This window comes from Streptomyces sp. 2A115, from assembly GCF_052245575.1.
Taxonomy (GTDB): domain Bacteria; phylum Actinomycetota; class Actinomycetes; order Streptomycetales; family Streptomycetaceae; genus Streptomyces.
Genome location: NZ_JBQQCG010000026.1, coordinates 98,019 through 116,780 on the forward strand (window position 1 = coordinate 98,019; position 18,762 = coordinate 116,780).

The following is an 18,762-nucleotide window of genomic DNA, read 5'->3' on the forward strand; positions in this document are numbered from 1 at the left end:
TGCGTCGACCGGAGAGAAGAGCGAAGTTGTCCCCGACCAGCGAGACCGCACACGGCGGCCGCCGACTCGTCATCGTCGAGTCGCCTGCCAAGGCGAAGACGATCAAGGGCTATCTCGGCCCTGGCTACGTCGTCGAAGCGAGTGTCGGGCACATCCGCGACCTCCCCAACGGTGCCGCGGAGGTACCCGAGAAGTACACCGGCGAGGTGCGTCGGCTCGGCGTGGACGTCGAACACGACTTCCAGCCGATCTACGTCGTCAACGCCGACAAGAGGGCCCAGGTCAAGAAGCTCAAGGACCTGCTGAAGGACTCCGACGAGCTCTACCTCGCCACCGATGAGGACCGCGAGGGCGAGGCCATCGCGTGGCACCTCCAGGAAGTGCTCAAGCCCAAGGTCCCGGTCAAGCGGATGGTCTTCCACGAGATCACCAAGGCCGCGATCCAGGCCGCCGTCGCCAATCCGCGCGAGCTCAACCAGAAGCTCGTCGACGCCCAGGAGACCCGCCGCATCCTCGACCGCCTCTACGGCTACGAGGTATCGCCGGTCCTGTGGAAGAAGGTCATGCCGCGCCTGTCGGCGGGCCGCGTCCAGTCCGTGGCGACCCGCCTCGTCGTCGAGCGGGAGCGCGAGCGCATCGCCTTCCGTTCCGCCGAGTACTGGGACCTGACGGGCACCTTCGGCACGGGCCGCGCCGGCGACTCGAGTGACCCCTCGCAGCTCGTGGCCCGCCTGACCGCGGTCGACGGCAAGCGCGTCGCCCAGGGCCGTGACTTCGACTCGCTGGGGCAGCTCAAGGGCGCGAACACGCTCCACCTGGACGAGGCGAACGCCCGTGCGCTGGCGGCCGCCCTGGAGAACACGAACTTCGCCGTACGGTCCGTCGAGTCGAAGCCGTACCGACGCTCGCCGTACGCGCCGTTCCGTACGACGACGCTCCAGCAGGAGGCCAGCCGCAAGCTCGGCTTCGGTGCGAAGGCCACGATGCAGGTGGCGCAGAAGCTGTACGAGAACGGCTTCATCACCTACATGCGTACGGACTCCACGACCCTCTCGGACACGGCGATCACCGCCGCCCGCGCCCAGGTCACGCAGCTCTACGGCGCCAACTATCTGCCGGACAAGCCGCGTACGTACGCTGGGAAGGTCAAGAACGCGCAGGAGGCGCACGAGGCGATCCGCCCCTCGGGTGATCGTTTCCGCACCCCGGCCGAGACCGGCCTGAGCGGCGACCAGTTCAAGCTCTACGAGCTGATCTGGAAGCGGACCGTCGCCTCCCAGATGAAGGACGCGGTCGGCAACTCCGTCACCGTGAAGATCGCGGGCAGGGCCTCCGACGGCCGCGACGCCGAGTTCAGCGCGTCCGGCAAGACGATCACCTTCCACGGCTTCCTGAAGGCGTACGTCGAGGGCGCGGACGACCCGAACGCCGAGCTGGACGACCGCGAGCGCAGGCTTCCGCAGGTCAACGAGGGCGACCCGCTGTCCGCCGAGGAGATCTCGGTCGACGGTCACGCCACCAAGCCCCCGGCCCGCTACACCGAGGCCAGTCTGGTCAAGGAGCTCGAAGAGCGCGAGATCGGCCGTCCGTCGACGTACGCGTCGATCATCGGCACGATCCTGGACCGCGGATACGTGTTCAAGAAGGGCACGGCACTCGTGCCGTCCTTCCTGTCCTTCGCCGTGGTCAACCTCCTGGAGAAGCACTTCGGGCGGCTCGTCGACTACGACTTCACCGCGAGGATGGAGGACGACCTCGACCGCATCGCGCGGGGCGAGGCACGGGCCGTGCCGTGGCTGAAGCGGTTCTACTTCGGCGCGGGCGACGCAGCGGGTGCCGCCGAGGCCGGGAACGGCGACGGGGACCACCTTGGCGGCCTCAAGGAGCTCGTCACCGACCTGGGCGCGATCGACGCCCGCGAGGTGTCGTCGTTCCCGGTAGGCAACGACATCATGCTGCGGGTCGGCCGCTACGGCCCGTATGTCGAGCGCGGCGAGAAGGACTCCGAGAGCCACCAGCGCGCGGACGTGCCCGAGGACCTGGCACCCGACGAGCTGACGGTCGATCTCGCGGAGGAGCTGCTCGCCAAGCCCAGCGGCGACTTCGAGCTCGGTGCCGACCCGGCGACGGGCCACCAGATCATCGCCAGGGACGGTCGCTACGGCCCGTACGTCACCGAGGTGCTCCCCGAGGGCACCCCGAAGACCGGCAAGAACGCCGTCAAGCCGCGTACCGCCTCGCTCTTCAAGTCGATGTCCCTGGACACGGTGACCCTTCAGGACGCGCTCAAGCTGATGTCGCTGCCCCGCGTCGTCGGCAAGGACGCGGAGGGCGTGGAGATCACCGCGCAGAACGGCCGCTACGGGCCGTACCTGAAGAAGGGCACCGACTCGCGGTCGCTCACGTCCGAGGACCAGCTCTTCACGATCACCCTCGACGAGGCACTCGCGATCTACGCACAGCCCAAGCAGCGCGGGCGCGCGGCCGCCAAGCCGCCGCTGAAGGAGCTCGGCCAGGACCCGGTCAGCGGACAGCCGGTCGTCGTCAAGGACGGGCGCTTCGGGGCGTACGTCACCGACGGCGAGACCAACGCGACACTGCGGTCCGGCGACAGCGTGGAGGAGCTCACTCCGGAGCGCGGTTTCGAACTGCTCGCGGAGAAGCGGGCGAAGAGCCCCGCCAAGAAGACGGCGAAGAAGGCGCCCGCCAAGAAGGCTCCGGCGAAGAAAACCGCCGCCAAGAAGACCGCGGCCACGAAAACGGCAGCCAAGAAGACAACTGCCAAGAAGACGACCGCGAAGAAGGCGACGGCTTCCAGGGCGACGGCCGAGGACTGAGCCTGCGCGGCTCCGCTTTCGGGTCGCTTCGGATCGTTCACATCGGGTTCGCGAAGCGAACGTCCCGACACCACTTGGTGTCGGGGCGTTCGCATGTTCGGGCGCCTCTTCGAGGAGTAGGTCCGTCCGGATAGGCTGTCAGGATGACGCGAGCCGAGCAGCCAACGGCCCACAATCCGGCCCCCGACGACGCCCTGGTCGCAGATTCACGAGAGCGCGCCGTTCGCGCGCTGCTGCGTGTACCGCAGTTGAGGCGCCTGTGGAGCGCCCAGCTGGTGGGAGGCGTCGCTGACGCCCTCGCGCTGCTCGTGCTGGTTCTGCTCGCCTTCCAAGTGGCGGTCTCCACGGGCTCCTTCGGCGGCAGCTACCGCGGAGTGGCCTTCGCCGTGTCGGCCGTCTTCGGGGCGCGGATTCTCGCGACGCTGCTCTTCGGGGCCGTACTTCTCGGGCCGCTCACCTCCCTCACCTCCTCGGAGGGGCCGCTCGACCGACGCTGGACCATGGTCGGCGCGGACGGCGTGCGGGCCGTGCTGCTGATCATCGCGCCCCTGTGGATCGACTGGACGCCCGAGGACGCGCTGGCCGTGCTCCTGGTGACGGCCTTCGTGATCGGGGTCGCCGAGCGCTTCTGGACGGTGTGCCGCGAGAGCGCGGCGCCCGCGCTGCTGCCCGCGCCGCCGCTGGAGGGCGCGACGGTACGCCCGCTGCCGGACCACATGGACACGCTGCGCCGCCTGTCGCTGCGTACGGGATTCATGGCGGTGCCCCTCGCGGCCGCCACGCTCGTCGTCGCGGGGCTCGTCAACAATCTGCTGGGCGCCGGTATCGCGTGGTTCGACGAGCACCACGCGGCGCTCGCCTCGTACGTGGCCGCGGGCCTGTTCGCCGCCTCCCTGTCGGTGCTCACCTTCCTCGAACTGCCCGACGCCCGCACTCCGCGCGCGCGGTCGCCGCTCGAGGGGCTGCGCCGCCCCAAGACAGGGTCCGGCGTCGACAACGGGCGTACCGGAGCGATTCCGCTCCTGGTGCTCGCCTGCGGGGCCGTCGCCGGGGCGATCGCGGCCGCCGTCGCCGTCGCCGTGCTGCACGCCACGGACCTGGGCGGCGGGCCGGTCACGTACGGGCTGCTGGCGCTCGCGCTGACCGGGGGTGTCGTGATCGGCATCCGTACGGCTCCGAAGCTGCTGCTGTCCCTGTCGCGGCGCCGACTGCTCGCCCTGGCGATCGCCTTCACGGGGATCGCGCTGCTCGCCGCCGGGCTCGTCCCGGACGTCGCCACGGTGATCCTCATCACAGGGCTCGCGGGCGTCGGCGCGGGCATCGCCGCGAACACCGGGCACGCACTGCTCGATCAGGAGGCCGAGGAATACCGGCGGGCGCGTACGACGGAGCACCTGCACGCGGTCGTACGGGTCTTCGTCGCCCTGGGGGCGTTGGTGGCCCCTGTGGTGGCCGCCGCGATCGGGCGGCATCGCCTGGAGAACGGCAAGTTCGTGTTCGACCACGGCGGCGCGGCTTTCACTCTGATGCTGGTCGGCGCGCTGCTGCTGCCGGTCGCCGCGCTCGTGCTGGCCAAGGCCGACGACCGCTCCGGAGTGCCCCTGCGACACGACCTGAGGGACGCTCTGCGGGGCGGGGACGATCCGGAGCAGGCGCCCACCGCCACCGGGTTCTTCATCGCTCTGGAGGGCGGTGACGGGGCCGGGAAGTCGACGCAGGCCGAGGCGCTCGCCGAGTGGATCCGGGCCAAGGGCCACGAGGTCGTGGTGACCCGCGAGCCTGGCGCCACGCCCGTCGGCAAGCGGCTGCGGTCGATCCTGCTCGACGTGTCCTCGGCGGGGCTGTCGCACCGCGCGGAGGCGCTGCTGTACGCCGCCGACCGCGCCGAACACGTGGACACCGTGGTGCGGCCCGCGCTGGAGCGGGGTGCGGTGGTCGTCTCCGACCGCTACATCGACTCCTCCGTGGCGTACCAGGGGGCCGGTCGTGACCTGTCCCCGACCGAGATCGCGCGGATCTCGCGCTGGGCCACCAATGGGCTGGTGCCGCACCTGACCGTGCTGCTGGACGTGTCGCCGGAGACCGCGCGGGAGCGGTTCACGGAGGCGCCGGACCGGCTGGAGTCGGAGCCTGCCGAGTTCCACGCGCGCGTGCGGTCCGGTTTCCTGACGCTCGCCGCCGCCGACCCCACCCGCTACCTGGTCGTCGACGCCGGCCAGGAGCCCGAGGCGGTCACCACGGTGATACGGCACCGTCTCGACGTGATGCTGCCGCTCTCCGAGGCCGAGGTGAAGGCCCAGGTGGAGGCCCGTAAGGCGGCCGAGGAGGAGGCGCGGCGACGCGCCGAGGAAGAGGCGGCCCGCAAGGCCGAGGAGGAGCGGCTGGAGCGCGAGCGCCAGGAGCAGCTCGCCCGGTTGCGCGCCGAGGAAGAGGAGCGCAAACAGCGCGAGCTGGAGGAGGCCCAGCGGCGCGAGGCCGAGCGGCAGGCCGAGGAGGCCCGGCAGCGGGCCGAAGAGGCGCGCAGGCGTGCCGAGGAGGAGCGGGCGCGGCGGCTCGCGGAGGAACAGGTGCTCAAGGCCGAGGAGGAGCGTCGGCGCAAGCAGGCCGAGGAGGAGGCGCGACTCCGGGCCGAGGCGGAGGAGCGACGGCTGGAGAAGCAGCGGAAGGCCGAGGAGGCGTTGCTTCGGGCTGAGGAGGCTCGGAGGGTCGCGGCTGCCGCTGCGGCGGCGTCTGCGGGGACCGCGGGCACTGCGGGGGCAGCTTCGGGTGGCGCGGAGGGCTCCGGGGGAGGGGCCGCTTCTGGTTCCTCGGCGGCCGCCCGTGACAACGAGACCACGGAGCCGACGCCCATCGTGACGCCGACCAACGCGTCCGGAGGACCGGCGGACGAGACGGCAGTGCTGCCTCCGGTGCCGCCGGGTGAGGCCGGGCCCGACGCCGAGGAGACGACGGTGCTGCCGCAGCCTCCGGCGCCGCAGGGGGCAGCCGAAGAGACGACGGTGCTGCCTCGGTTCGGGCGGGACTCCGGTGACTCCGGTGACTCGGGGGCTGATGAGACGGCGGTTCTTCCTCCCGTACGGGAGGACCCGGGCGGCGAGCGGGGTGGCGGTCCGGCTGACCGGGTGCCCCCGGGGTACTTCCGCGACGAGCGGCCGGGGGCGGACCGTCCCGACGACCGCACCCGCGAGCTGCCTCAGGTCGACGAGGAAGGCGCTCCCCGACGGCGTCCCCGTTCGGACTGGGCCGAGGAGACCCCGCTGGACGATCTTCCGACGCTGGCGGACGAGTTGCTCGGGCCGCGCGAGGACGACGAGTGGGGCGAGGGGCGCCGGCGTCGGTGACGTAAGGCGGCGGGCGGTGAGTCCGCCGTGCGCCGCGTTGTCAGTCCCCTCCCGCACAATGGATCGCGGCAAGGCGGATGCGCGACGGAAGGGCGGCAACCCATGACCGTATGGGACGACCTGGTGGGCCAGGGGAAGGTGAGCGCGCAGCTCGGCGCCGCCGCCCGGGACGCCGACGCCCTGGTCACGGCGGTGGCTACCCACGTCCCGCCCCCCGAGGCGTCGAAGATGACGCACGCCTGGCTGTTCACCGGGCCGCCCGGCTCGGGCCGTTCCACCGCGGCGAGAGCCTTCGCCGCGGCTCTCCAGTGCGTGAGCCCCGACCGGGCCCTCGGCGGAGTCCCCGGGTGCGGGTTCTGCGACGGCTGTCACACGAGCCTGATCGGCACCCACGCCGATGTGCAGATCATTCGCACCGACCTCCTGTCCATCGGTGTGAAGGAGACCCGCGATCTCGTACGCCGCGCTCAGATGTCGCCGGCGGGGCGCCGCTGGCAGGTCATCGTCCTGGAGGACGCCGACCGCCTCACGGAGGGCGCGGGCAATGTGCTGCTGAAGGCCGTCGAAGAGCCCGCCCCCCGCACGGTCTGGCTCCTCTGCGCGCCCTCCCTGGAGGATGTGCTGCCCACCATCCGCTCCCGTTGCCGCCACCTCACGCTCCGGACGCCGCCGGTGGACGCGGTCGCCGACGTCCTCGTACGCCGCGACGGCATCGAGCCGGACGTGGCGGCGGCCGTGGCCCGCGCCACCCAGGGCCACATCGGGCGTGCCCGCCGCCTGGCCACGGACGAGCGCGCCCGCGCGCGCCGCGCCGCCGTCCTCAAGCTGCCCCTGCGCGTCGACGACGTGGGCGCCTGTCTCAAGGCGGCCCAGGAGCTGATCGACGCGGCCTCGGAGGACGCCAAGCAGGTGGCCGAGGAGTCCGACGTCAAGGAGACCGAGGACATGAGGGCGGCGCTCGGCGGGGGTCAGGGCGGCCGTATGCCGCGCGGCACCGCGGGGCTGATGAAGGAGCTGGAGGACAAGCAGAAGCGCCGCAGGACGCGTACGACGCGCGACAGCCTGGACCTGGCCCTGATCGACCTCACGGCCTTCTACCGCGACGTGCTCGCCCTCCAGTTCGGCACGAACCTCGCGCTCGCCAACACGGAGATGCGGGACACGCTGGACCGCCTGGCACGCGGTTCCTCCCCAGAGGCCACCCTGCGCCGCATAGAAGCGATCGCCGCCTGCCGCGAGGCCCTGGACCGGAATGTGGCGCCGCTGCTGGCGGTGGAGGCGATGACGATGGCGTTGCGGGCGGGCTGACGGCACCGGTCGACGAGTGGGGGCCGCCCCCATCGGCAAGCGGATCCGACTGCACTGCACAAGCGAATCTGACTGGTTTGCACAAGCGGACCCGACTGGTTTGCACAAGCGGACCCGACTGGTCGGCAAGCGAACAGCACTGGTCTGTGAAGAGTTGACAGGGTCACTCGTACGAGGCGCACTGGAGACTCTCCGCGATCGACTCATCGCACAGGGTTACGCTCGCTCGATGCACACCAGGCGCCAGCTCCGGTCACCATCGATCCGGGCCAACCGGTCCCTCCGCGCGTACGGCACACTGCTCGCCGTCGCCGGACTGCTCATCTCCGCCTGCTCGGCGGGGGGTTCGACTTCGACGAGTTCCGCGAGCTCGGCGGCGGAAGCGGCACTGGTCGCGCTGCCCAAAGCGCTCCCGCCGGCGCTCGCCCCGTACTACGAGCAGGAGCCGAACTGGCGCTCCTGCGCTGTCCCCGGCTTCCAGTGCGCCACGCTGAAGGCCCCGCTCGACTACGCCAAGCCGGCCGAGGGAGACATCAGGCTGGCAGTCGCCCGGAAGAAGGCCACGGGCCCGGGCAAGCGGCTCGGTTCGCTGCTGGTCAACCCGGGCGGGCCGGGCGGTTCGGCGGTGGGCTACGTCCAGTCGTACGCGGGAGTCGGCTACCCGGCGGAGGTCCGTGCCCGCTACGACATGGTCGCGGTCGACCCGCGCGGCGTCGCTCGCAGCGAGCCGGTCGAATGCCTCACCGGCCGGCAGATGGACACGTACACGCAGACGGACACGACCCCCGACGACCCGCACGAGACCGACGAACTGGTCGACGCCTTCAAGGAGTTCGCGGAGGGCTGCGGGCAGCGCTCGGCCGACCTGCTGCGCCACGTGTCCACCGTCGAGGCGGCCCGAGACATGGACCTCGTGCGCGCCGCGCTGGGCGACAAGAAGCTGACGTACGTGGGTGCTTCGTACGGCACATTCCTCGGGGCGACGTACGCGGGCCTGTACCCGGACCGGGTCGGCCGCCTGGTCCTGGACGGCGCGTTGGACCCGTCCCTGCCCGCCCGGAGGATGAACGAGGACCAGACGGCCGGGTTCGAGACGGCATTCCAGTCCTTCGCGAAGGACTGCGTACGCCAGTCCGACTGCCCGCTGGGTGGCGCGGGTACGACGACGGAGCAGGTCGGCAAGAACCTGAAGGCCTTCTTCCGGCAGTTGGACGCGGCGCCCATCGATGCGGGCGACGCGGACGGCCGCAAGCTGGGCGAGGCGCTCGGCACGACGGGCGTCATCGCGGCGATGTACGACGAGGGGGCCTGGCCGCGACTGCGCGAGGCCCTCACCACGGCGATGGAGGACAAGGACGGCGCGGGCCTGCTCGCCCTCTCCGACGGCTACTACGAGCGTGACGCCGACGGACAGTACGCGAACCTGATGTTCGCCAACGCGGCGGTCAACTGCCTGGACCTGCCGGCCGCCTTCTCCTCCCCCGAGGCGGTGAAGGACGGCCTCCCCGCCTTCGAGAAGGCCTCCCCGGTCTTCGGCGAGGGACTCGCCTGGGCCTCCCTGATCTGCGCGTACTGGCCCGTGGGCCCGACCGGCGCACCCCACCGCATCGAGGCGAAGGGCGCCGCCCCGATCGTCGTCGTCGGCACCACCCGCGACCCGGCGACCCCCTACGCCTGGGCCCGGTCCCTCGCCACCCATCTCTCCTCCGGCACGCTCCTCACCTATGACGGCGACGGCCACACGGCGTACGGGCGCGGCAGCGCGTGCGTCGACTCCTCGATCAACCGCTACCTCTTGGAGGGCACCCCTCCCCCGAAGGGAAAGCGCTGCTCAGCGGGCTGATCCCGGGCTCGGCCGGGGGGCTCCCACGGGTGCGTACGGAGCACTCCCGGAAACTGTGTAGACTTTCCGACGTTGCCGATCGCACCATAGTCGGCAGCGCGCCGCCTTAGCTCAGATGGCCAGAGCAACGCACTCGTAATGCGTAGGTCTCGGGTTCGAATCCCGAAGGCGGCTCTGTGGAAGCCCCAGGATTCTCACTCGCCGTGACCTGGGGCTTTTGCTTTTAACGGACGCGGCGGCGACGGCCGGCACGAGCCGCGCGGCCGTCGGCGGTCTCAGTTCTGGTCTCAATTGCGGGTTCCGGCTGAGGCATGAAGTGGTCTCCCATCCGGCGCATGGCGTCCTTCGAGAGGTGTGACCGTCCTTTCACGTACCGCCGCCGTGTCTGACTGATCTGTGTGTGCCGCAGGATCTCCATGATCGTGGGCATGTCGACCCCCAGCTCGTTGAGGATCGCGCCTGGCCGTGGCGGCGGCTTCCGCGTCCTGTACGAGGCCGGATACGAGATCGACCACATGGAACCGGATACGAGATCGACCACATGGAACCGGATACGAGATCGACCACATGGAAGAGGAGCTCTTCGCGCGCGTGCCCAGCGAGGAGGAAGCCCAGCTGACTTCGTCGGGGACCTTGACGGGGAGTGGAATCCCGGCGCACCCCGGCGCACCCCGCAGCGACACGCGACGCACCCGACCTCCCCGTGAGGACAAACCAGGGTGAACCGATTACCTCGCGAAGACCGCATCACGGTTGACGAATCGAGGCTGGGTATCGCCGGCGCCCCGGACGCTCCAGGAACTTGGTCAAGCCTTGACCGTGCAGATGCGGGGATCGCCCGATAAGCACGTTGACAGGAGATCATCTCGGAACTTAACGTCGGTGGCGCGCTGCGCGACCAAGGGGGACGAGGGCGGGGGTGTTCGCATCTTCGCTCCATTAACGGGGCATTGGGACTTTAACGGGGCGTTGAGACTTTAACGGGGCATTGAGACTGGGAATGCAGATCTTCTGTCAGAAGTAATTGCTGTGCGCGCTCGTCGGCAAGGGTAGTTGTGCGGCCTTGTGTTTTCCGGCGAGTCCGGACCGGCGGAGGATCAGCAGTGCGGCGATCGACAAGGCGGGGCAGTGCTGTCAGCGAGCCGGCTGCGGGCGGCGTGCCCGCGCCGCGTCCTGGCCCGGTTGTTCGATTCTCCTGAGCTGTCCGGCTTCCCGGGCCTGGCGCATTGTGGTGCCAGAAACCGACACGGGTACGCGCGGCGATCGCCGAACTGACCCCGAGCCGACACCGGTCGACAAACCGGCCGCGATGAGGCCGGAATGGTGCGGCCCGATCCGGCGACCCCCGCGGCCAGGGCTGCGCGTCGCGGTTTCCGGGACCTGCATCCGGGTCGCTGAATGAATGATGCGCCATCAGAGGCGAGCCTTAAATCGGACGGAAGGTGTCGGGAATGAATTCCTCTGCGCGGAAATCGGCATTCTCGTCGAGCAGCAGCGAATTAGCGACGCAACGCCAGGTGAACGACACGGATACCGCTTTCGATGAACAGCTCACCCTGCCGGAAGCATTCACCCGCCGAGCCAAGGCCGACCCGGACGCGGTCGCGGTGGTCGGCGACGGTTTTTCGCTGAGCTACGCGGAACTGGACCGGCAGTCCGGTCGGCTCGCCGCCACGCTGCACGCGAACGGCGTCGGGCGTGACGAGGTGGTCGGCATTCTGCTGGAGCGGTCTCCAGAAATGCTGGTGGCGATTCTGGCGGTGCTGAAGGCGGGCGGCGCCTACTTGCCGGTCGACCCGGCTTATCCGCAAGCGCGCAAGGAGTTCTTGCTCTCCGACAGCGGAGCGCGGCTCGTGCTCACCGGGAAGCAGCACCTCGGCTCTGTGGCCGGGCAGTTCCGTCTGCTCGACGTCGGCGAGCCGGATTCGTTCGGTGCCGAGGAGTTCGCCGCGGCCGGGGATTCCCGTGCCCTGGCTTATGTCATTTACACCTCGGGATCGACCGGTACGCCGAAGGGTGTCCTGGTCGAGCACCGGTCGGTGGTCAACCGGCTCGCCTGGATGCAACGGGCCTATCCGATAGCCCCGGGCGACGTCGTCTTGCAGAAGACGCCGATCTCGTTCGACGTTTCGGTGTGGGAGCTCTTCTGGTGGATGACCGAGGGGGCGACGGTCTGCCTGCTGGCGCCCGGCGCGGAGAAGGACCCGGAATCCCTCGTGGCGACAGTGGAGCGACATGGCGTGTCCGTCTTGCACTTCGTCCCGTCCATGCTCGGGGCATTCGTCGACTTCGCGGAATCGGCCGGGCAGGCCGGGCGGTTGGGCAGCCTGCGCCGAGTGTTCGCGAGTGGCGAGGCACTGGGAGCGCACCAGGTGCACGCATTCCGCCGAGTGTTCGGCAACCGTCCGGGCGGCCCGGTTTCGCTGGTCAACCTCTACGGTCCGACCGAGGCAACCGTCGACGTCTCCCACTACGACTGCACGGTCATGGGCGACGTGGACCGCGTGCCCATCGGCGTGCCGATCGACAACACGCGGTTCTACGTCGTGGACGAGAACCTGAAGGTTCAGCCGCCGGGAACCGTCGGCGAGCTGTGCGTCGCCGGCGTCCAGCTCGCGCGCGGATACCTGCACCGTCCGACGCTGACCGCGGAGAAGTTTGTCGACCTGCCTTTCGAAGGGGAAGAGCGGATCTACCGCACGGGCGATCTCGCCCGGCAGCTCCCCGGCGGGGAGTTCGAGTACCTGGGGCGGATCGACCACCAGGTGAAGATCCGCGGTTTCCGGATCGAACTGGGTGAGATCGAGCACTGTCTCCGCACGGCCGAGGCGGTGCGGGAAGCCGTTGTCGTGGCTCGAGAGGAGCCCCAGGGCGGTGCTTCGCTCTGCGGATACGTGCTGCTCGCGCAGCCGTGCTCCGAGGAGGACTTGCTCGAGCACGTCGCCCGGACCCTCCCGGCGCACCTGGTCCCCGATCGGGTCGTGGCGGTGGACGAGTTCCCGCTGCAGCCGAACGGCAAGCTCGACCGCGGGGCGCTGCTGCCGCCGCCGCGCGCGAACAGCGAGGACACTGCGCCGCGAAACCCGCGTGAAGCCACGCTGCAGGAGATCTGGAAGTTCGTGCTGGACGCTCCGGAGGTGGGCGTCCACGACAACTTCTTCGCTCTCGGCGGCAATTCCATCCACTTCATCACCGTGCTCGCCAGGGCCAACGCGGCCGGCTTCCCGCTGACCTTCCAGCAGCTCTTCCAGCACCCGACCATCGCCGAACTCGCCCAGGTCGTCGGCGAGACCGGCGCCGGACAGCCCGCATCCGAGCCGGTACACCAGCCGTTCGCCCTGCTCTCCGAGAAGGACCGGGCGGCGCTGCCCGCCGACGCCGAGGACGCCTACCCGCTGGCCATGCTGCAGGCGGGGTTGATCTTCCAGAGCAAACTCGCCCGCGGATCGGCGCAGTACCACGACATCTTCAGCTATGACATCCAGGCGTCGTTCGACGCTGAGACCTTCGAACGTGCGGTGCGCGAACTGGTGCGGGCCAACCCGATCTTCCGCACCAGCTACCAGCTGTCCGGCTTCAGCGAGGACATCCAGATCGTCCACCGGGAGGGGCCGTTGCCGCTCACCGTCGTCGATCTGCGCGAGTACGACGAGGCAGCACGGCGAGCGTGGCACGAGGAGTGGCTCGTCCGGGAACGCGCCCACAGCTTCGACTGGACCCGGCCCGGGCTGGTCCGCCTGCACGTCCACATTCTGGCCGACGACCGGTACCGGTACAGCATCAGCCTGCACGACTCCGCGGTGGACGGCTGGAGCATCACGCTCGTCCACACCAAGCTCTTCGAGACCTACTACCGGATGCTGGCCGGCGAGGAAGCCGGCCTCGCGGACGCGGACAACCACTTGCGGCGCCACGTCGAACTGGAGCGGGAGGTGCTCGCCTCCCCGGAAAGCAAACAGTTCTGGCAGGACGTGCTCGCCCAGGGCGCCGCGGAGCCGCTCCCTCGATGGGACGCTCCCGCCACGCAGGGCGAGGGCGTGCTCATGCATCCGGTGCCGTTGCCCGAGGGCCTTTCCGATCAGTTGCGGGAACTGGCCTCGGCCTTGGCCGTGCCGGTCAAGAACGTCCTCATGGCCGCGCACGTGAAGGTGATCGCCGCGCTCACCGGCCAGGACGAGGTGCTGACCGGGTACGAACACAGCGGCCGGCCCGAACGCGAGGGTGCGGACCAGGCGATCGGGATGTTCCTCAACACCTTGCCGTTCCGGACCCGAGTCGCGGGCGGCACCTGGACCGACCTCGTGCACCGGGTCCGGGACGCCGAGACCGGGCTGCTGCCGCACCGGCGCTATCCGATGGCGCAGATGAAGTTCGACGCGAAGGCGCCCGGCGGGCCGATGTTCGAGTCGATCTTCAATTTCACCCACTTCTACCCGATGAAGAAACTGAACGACCTGCCGGAATTCGCGCTGCTGGACATACGCATCGAAACGGAGACGGAGTTTCCGCTGCGAGCGGAGTTCGCACAGGACTACGCGACTGACGACGTGGTGCTCGAACTGCACCACCATGCCTCGGAGTTCTCGCCGGGATACATCGACCGGATCAGCGGCTACTACATCCGTGCGATGCAGCTGATGGTCCAGGACCCGGCAGAGGAGCACCAGGTTTCGCTTCTGCCGGAGGTCGAACGGAACTTCCAGCTGCGGGAGCTGGCCGGTCCGGTACGCGACACGCCGGACCGGTGCTTCCACCAGTTGTTCGAGGAGCAGGTTAGGGCGACGCCCGAGAGCGTGGCTCTCGTGCACCGCGGCGAGGAACTGAGCTATGCGGCGCTCAACCGGCGGGCGAACCGGGTCGCGCATGCGTTGCTGGAGAACGGCCTGACGCCCGAGGGGGTCGTAGCGGTCGCCACGTCGCGGGACCTGGACTGGGCAGTGGCGGTCATCGGCGTGCTCAAGGCGGGTGGCGTCTACCTGCCGGTCGATCCGGGATATCCCGCCGAGCGCATCGCGACCATGGTGCGGCAGAGCGGGTGCCGGCTGGTGCTGACCACCGCGGACGCGGGGCGGTCTGTGCAGGACGCGGTGGCGGAAACCGGAGCGTCGGCCCTTCGCATAGCGGCGATTCCAGCTGGTGCCGAGCATGACCCGGAGACGGAGGTGAAGGGCGGACACGCAGCCTATGTCTACTTCACTTCTGGTTCGACCGGGCTGCCGAAGGGCGCCGTGTGCGAGCACGCCGGCATGGTGAATCACCTTTTCGCCAAGATCGACGACATGGAAATCGACGAGCACAGCGTCGTTTTGCAGAGCGCTTCGCAATGTTTCGACATTTCGCTGTGGCAGCTCGTCGCCGCGCTGGCCGTCGGCGGCCGGACCGTGATCGCCGAGCAGGAGGCGGTGGCCGACGTCGCCCTCTTCGCCGAGCTCTTGCACCAGCAGAAGGTGTCCGTGCTCCAAGCAGTGCCCTCGTACCTCGATGTCCTGCTGGCGCACCTCGCCGCGAATCCCCGGCCGCTCGAGCGGCTGCGCCGGATCTCAGTGACCGGCGAGGCGGTGAAGAAGAGTCTGCTGGAGCGGTGGTTCGCCCGGTTCCCGACAGTGCCCGTCGTCAATGCGTACGGCCTCACCGAGACCTCGGACGATTTCACCCACGAGGTGCTGCACGCCCCGCCGGTCACCGACCACGTGCCGGTGGGACGGCCGGTGCGCAACATGTCCGTCTACGTCCTCGGGACGGACGGGCTTCCCGTCCCGCTCGGCAGCCGCGGCGAGATCGTGTGCTCCGGGGTCGGCACGGGACGCGGCTACATCAACGATCCGGGCCGCACCGAGCTGTCCTTCGCCACCGACCCACTGGCCCCGGGGAACCGGATCTACCGCACCGGGGACTTCGGCCGCTGGATGCCCAGCGGCACACTGGAATTCCTGGGCCGCAAGGACGCCCAGGTGAAGGTCCGCGGCATGCGCGTCGAGACAGGCGAGATCGAGGCGGTGCTGCTCGCCTTCCCGGGGCTTCGCGACGCAGCCGTGGTGGTCGGTCAGGCCGGCGATCAGGCAAGTAAACTGGTGGGCTTCGTTGTCGCGGACCAACCGCTGGACCCGGCTGAGGTGTCGGCGTTCCTCGGCCGGTCGCTGCCGGCGTACATGATCCCCACTCAGCTCGAGCAGCTCGCCGCGCTCCCCGTCACCGAGAACGGGAAGGTGGACACCGCGGCGCTCCGGCTGACCGCCGGCCGGCTCAGCTCAGACGCCCGCCCGGCATTCGCCGCTCCGGCTTCAGCCACCGAGAAGGCCCTCGCCGAGGTATGGGAGGGCGTGCTCGGCCTGGAACCCGGCACGGTCGGCCGCGACGACCACTTCTTCGATCTCGGCGGCCATTCCTTGACGGCGATGCGGGTGATGGTCCGGGTCTTCGAGCGATTCCGGACCGACATCCCGCTGCGGACGCTGTTCGACTCGCCCACGGTGGCCGCTCTCGCGGAGACGATCGAGCAGGTGATCGCCTCCGAGGGACAAGCCACGGAGGGCGCCATCGCGCGGGCCGAGCGGCCGCAGCGGATACCGCTGTCCTTCGCGCAGCAGCGCATGTGGTTCATGGACCAGCTCGTCCCCGGCAGTTCGTTCTTCAACATCGGCGAGAGCGTTCGCCTTGCCGGTCGCCTCGACGTGCCCGCATTGCAGACCGCGCTGGACGAAGTTGTTCAGCGGCACGAGGTGCTGCGCACCCGCTATCCGAGCGTGGACGGCGAGCCGCACCAGGAAGTCGCCGAAACGGTTTCCGTTCCGCTGGAAACCGTGCGCTGCCAGAACGAGCAGGGGGCCCGCGCCTTCGTCGCCGAGCAGGTCGACCGCCCGTTCAAGCTCGCCACCGGGCCGGTGCTGCGGGCCGGTCTCGTCCAGCTGGCCGACGACGACCACATCCTGTGGATCTGCGTCCATCACATCGCGTTCGACGGCTGGTCCATCCCGGTTCTGTTCCGGGAGATCTCCGGGATCTACACGCAGCTCGAGAACGGGCAGCGGGCGGGTCTCGACCCGTTGCCGGTGCAGTACGCGGACTTTGCCATCTGGCACCTGGACTGGTTCGCCGGCGCGGTCCGCGACCGTCAACTGGACTACTGGCGCGAGCAGTTGGAAGGCGCCCCACAGGCGCTCTGCCTGCCCGCTGACCTGCCGCGCCCGAAGAGGCTGAGCCAGTCCGGCGCGGCGCTGGAGCTGGAGCTCGGCCCGGCAGTCTCCGACGGGCTGCGGGAGCTGGCCCGCAGCGAGGGCTGCACACCGTACATGGTGCTGCTCTCGCTCTTCGGAATCCTGTTGAGCCGCAACGGATCCGGCGAGGACATCCCGGTGGCGACCCCGATCGCGGGCCGTACCCGGTACGAGACGGAGAAGATGATCGGTCTCTTCTTCAACACGCTGGTCCTGCGGCTCGACCTGTCCGGCGGGCCGACCTTCCGGGAACTGCTGCGCCGGACCCGGAAGACCGCACTGGACGCCTACGAGCACCAGGACCTGCCGTTCGACCAGCTGGTGGACGCCCTGCGCCCGGCACGGGACCTGAGCCGTAACCCGTTGGCCCAGGTGATGTTCCAGCTCCTGAACACCGGGCGGGAGGACGACGACCTCGCGCTTCCGGGGGTGTCCGTCACCGAGTTCGACGGCGTGCCCACGACCACACACCTCGACCTGGAGTGGTACTTGCGAGAAGAGCCCGACGCCTTCGCCGGCACGATCGTCTACTCCACCGATCTTTTCGAACGGGAGACGATCGCCCGTCTGCTCGCCGAATACCGGCTGCTGGCGGCGGAGGCGGTGCGGGCTCCGGACAGCGATCTCCGCACTGCCGAGCTGGCTGACCCGGGTGCAGCGGCACAGCCGGGCCGAGCACTGTCGCACGATGAAACGGCCGAGGAAATCAGGCGGATCTGGGCCGCTGTGCTGGAACGCGACGAGATCTCGTTCGACGACGACTTCTTCGACCTGGGCGGTAAGTCGTTGCTGGCCACCAGGATCGTCGCGCGCATCAGCGCTGCCTTCGGGGTCGACCTGCCGCTGGGCGAGCTGTTCGAGCGGTCGACCATCGCCGGGCTCGCGGACGCCGTGGCCGAGTTGCAGGAGGCCGACGGAAAGGCCGCTCCGCAGTGAAGACCGCCGCCCGGACACCCAACGACTCACGACAAGGAAGAGACATGGGCGACCGCGAGGGCTCAGCCGACGAAGGACTCCTCGCTCGTCTCTGCGCCGGACTGTCCTACTCGGGCACCACCGAGTACGGGAGCTGTATCCAGCAGGCGACCACCAACGTTCTGGAAGCGCAGGGTCTGCGGGGCGCCGCCGGCCTGATCGGGACGAGTTGGGGCTTCGGCTACCAGGCAGGTGACGTCCGGCTGCGCGCCGGTGAACGGTGGCTGGCCGCGGCGGCGCGGCTGTCCGGGCTGGACATCACCCGGCTGCGGCCTGGTTCCGCCGAGGCGGCGTTCGACCTCGAACAGGCCGCGCTGGCGGACGGGGCGCCGGCGGTGGTAGCCGTCGACTCGTACGACATCCCGTCGCCGTATCAGGGAACGACCCATCTGATGCACGCGTTGATCCTGGTCGGCGCCGACGCCGACACGGTCACGGTTCTCGACCCGATGAACCGGCCCGAACCGGCCCGCATGAGCCGTGCCGCGTATCGGCATTCCCGCGGCAGCGCAGTGGTGGCGGGGTACGACCTGATCGTCTCGCGGGGCAGCGTGGACCGTCCGGTCTCGGCCCTCGACGCGGTCGGCGAGCTGTACGCCGACGCGGTGGCCCGGCACGAAGCCGACCTGGACGAGTTCGATCGCTTCGTCAGGGATGTCGAGGCGGGCCGGGTCGCGCCGGACTTGGCGGACGTGGCCGCGGAACGCACCTACGCGCAACGGGTGCTGGCGACCGCAAGCCGGGAACGGCCGGAACTGCAGGCTTCGGCGACCGCCATGGACACCCTGGCGCGGCGCTGGTATTTCGCGCACACCGTCGCCATGGAAGGCGGCGCCGGGGTATCGGGACGCATGCCCAAGATTCTTCGCGCATTGAAGGAACGGGAGATCCAAGTGCTCAACGAGTTCACCGATACGGTGCGGGCGGCCGATCTGGTGCCCGCGGGCGGCGCCGAGGTGCCGTCGGGGCTGAGTGCATCGATCCGTTCCGTGCTCGAAAGCCAGACCTCGATCGCGGTCGAGGGGCTCGGGCCGGACGACAACCTGTGGTCCGCGGGACTCACCTCCCTCGAGTCCGTGCGGGCGATGATGGCCATCGAGGACGAACTCCGGCTGGAATTCCCGCCGTCGTTGCTCGGCCGCGCCACCTTCGAGTCGCTTTCCAGCATCGAGCAGGCGGTCGTCGCGGTGCTCACCGGGTCTGCCGACGGCGTCGCGTCCAGCAACGGAGGAACCCGATGACCG

General features: G+C 69.7%; 6 protein-coding genes, 1 tRNA gene and 1 pseudogene. 7 read left to right on the forward strand and 1 reads right to left on the reverse strand.

The annotated features are described in order from the left end of the window. Window positions 1-26: 26 nt before the first annotated feature. The 5 genes from topA to ACTWQR_RS23520 all read left to right on the forward strand — a co-directional run bounded on the left by topA (window position 27) and on the right by ACTWQR_RS23520 (window position 9,503). Window positions 27-2,837, forward strand: coding sequence for a type I DNA topoisomerase (gene topA / locus ACTWQR_RS23500; protein WP_443229103.1), 2,811 nt, complete (start codon window positions 27-29; stop codon window positions 2,835-2,837). 143 nt (window positions 2,838-2,980) lie between these two features. Next, entirely contained in the window at window positions 2,981-6,178 is a 3,198-nt protein-coding gene (tmk, locus tag ACTWQR_RS23505) for a dTMP kinase (RefSeq protein ID WP_443229104.1), read from the forward strand. A 102-nt stretch (window positions 6,179-6,280) separates the two neighbouring features. Then, a complete protein-coding gene (locus tag ACTWQR_RS23510) occupies window positions 6,281-7,486 on the forward strand; it encodes a DNA polymerase III subunit delta' (protein WP_443229105.1) in 1,206 nt (401 codons plus the stop codon). 229 nt (window positions 7,487-7,715) lie between these two features. Continuing rightward, on the forward strand, window positions 7,716-9,329 hold the full coding sequence (locus ACTWQR_RS23515) for an alpha/beta hydrolase (protein WP_443229106.1): 1,614 nt from the start codon (window positions 7,716-7,718) through the stop codon (window positions 9,327-9,329). Window positions 9,330-9,429: 100 nt separating this feature from the next. Continuing rightward, window positions 9,430-9,503: transfer RNA gene (locus ACTWQR_RS23520), tRNA-Thr, on the forward strand. A gap of 49 nt (window positions 9,504-9,552) precedes the next feature. Here the strand turns inward: ACTWQR_RS23520 and ACTWQR_RS23525 are convergent. Continuing rightward, window positions 9,553-9,789: pseudogene (locus ACTWQR_RS23525) on the reverse strand (tyrosine-type recombinase/integrase); the annotation flags it as partial. 1,057 nt (window positions 9,790-10,846) lie between these two features. On the opposite strand from ACTWQR_RS23525, the gene ACTWQR_RS23530 reads away from it, so the two are divergent. Then, the gene (locus ACTWQR_RS23530) at window positions 10,847-17,479 is read left to right on the forward strand and encodes an amino acid adenylation domain-containing protein (RefSeq protein ID WP_443229107.1); all 6,633 of its coding nucleotides are present in this window, start codon (window positions 10,847-10,849) and stop codon (window positions 17,477-17,479) included. A gap of 44 nt (window positions 17,480-17,523) precedes the next feature. Beyond that, complete coding sequence (locus ACTWQR_RS23535; protein WP_443229108.1) at window positions 17,524-18,759, forward strand: phosphopantetheine-binding protein; 1,236 nt, start codon at window positions 17,524-17,526, stop codon at window positions 18,757-18,759. The last annotated feature ends 3 nt before the right edge of the window (window positions 18,760-18,762 follow it).

Excerpts from the sequence above, each read along its gene's own strand:
- ACTWQR_RS23510 (WP_443229105.1), top strand. The coding sequence starts at position 6,281 with ATGACCGTATGGGACGACCTGGTGGGCCAGGGGAAGGTGAGCGCGCAG.
- ACTWQR_RS23535 (WP_443229108.1), top strand. The coding sequence starts at position 17,524 with ATGGGCGACCGCGAGGGCTCAGCCGACGAAGGACTCCTCGCTCGTCTC.
- ACTWQR_RS23515 (WP_443229106.1), top strand. The coding sequence starts at position 7,716 with ATGCACACCAGGCGCCAGCTCCGGTCACCATCGATCCGGGCCAACCGG.
- tmk (WP_443229104.1), top strand. The coding sequence starts at position 2,981 with ATGACGCGAGCCGAGCAGCCAACGGCCCACAATCCGGCCCCCGACGAC.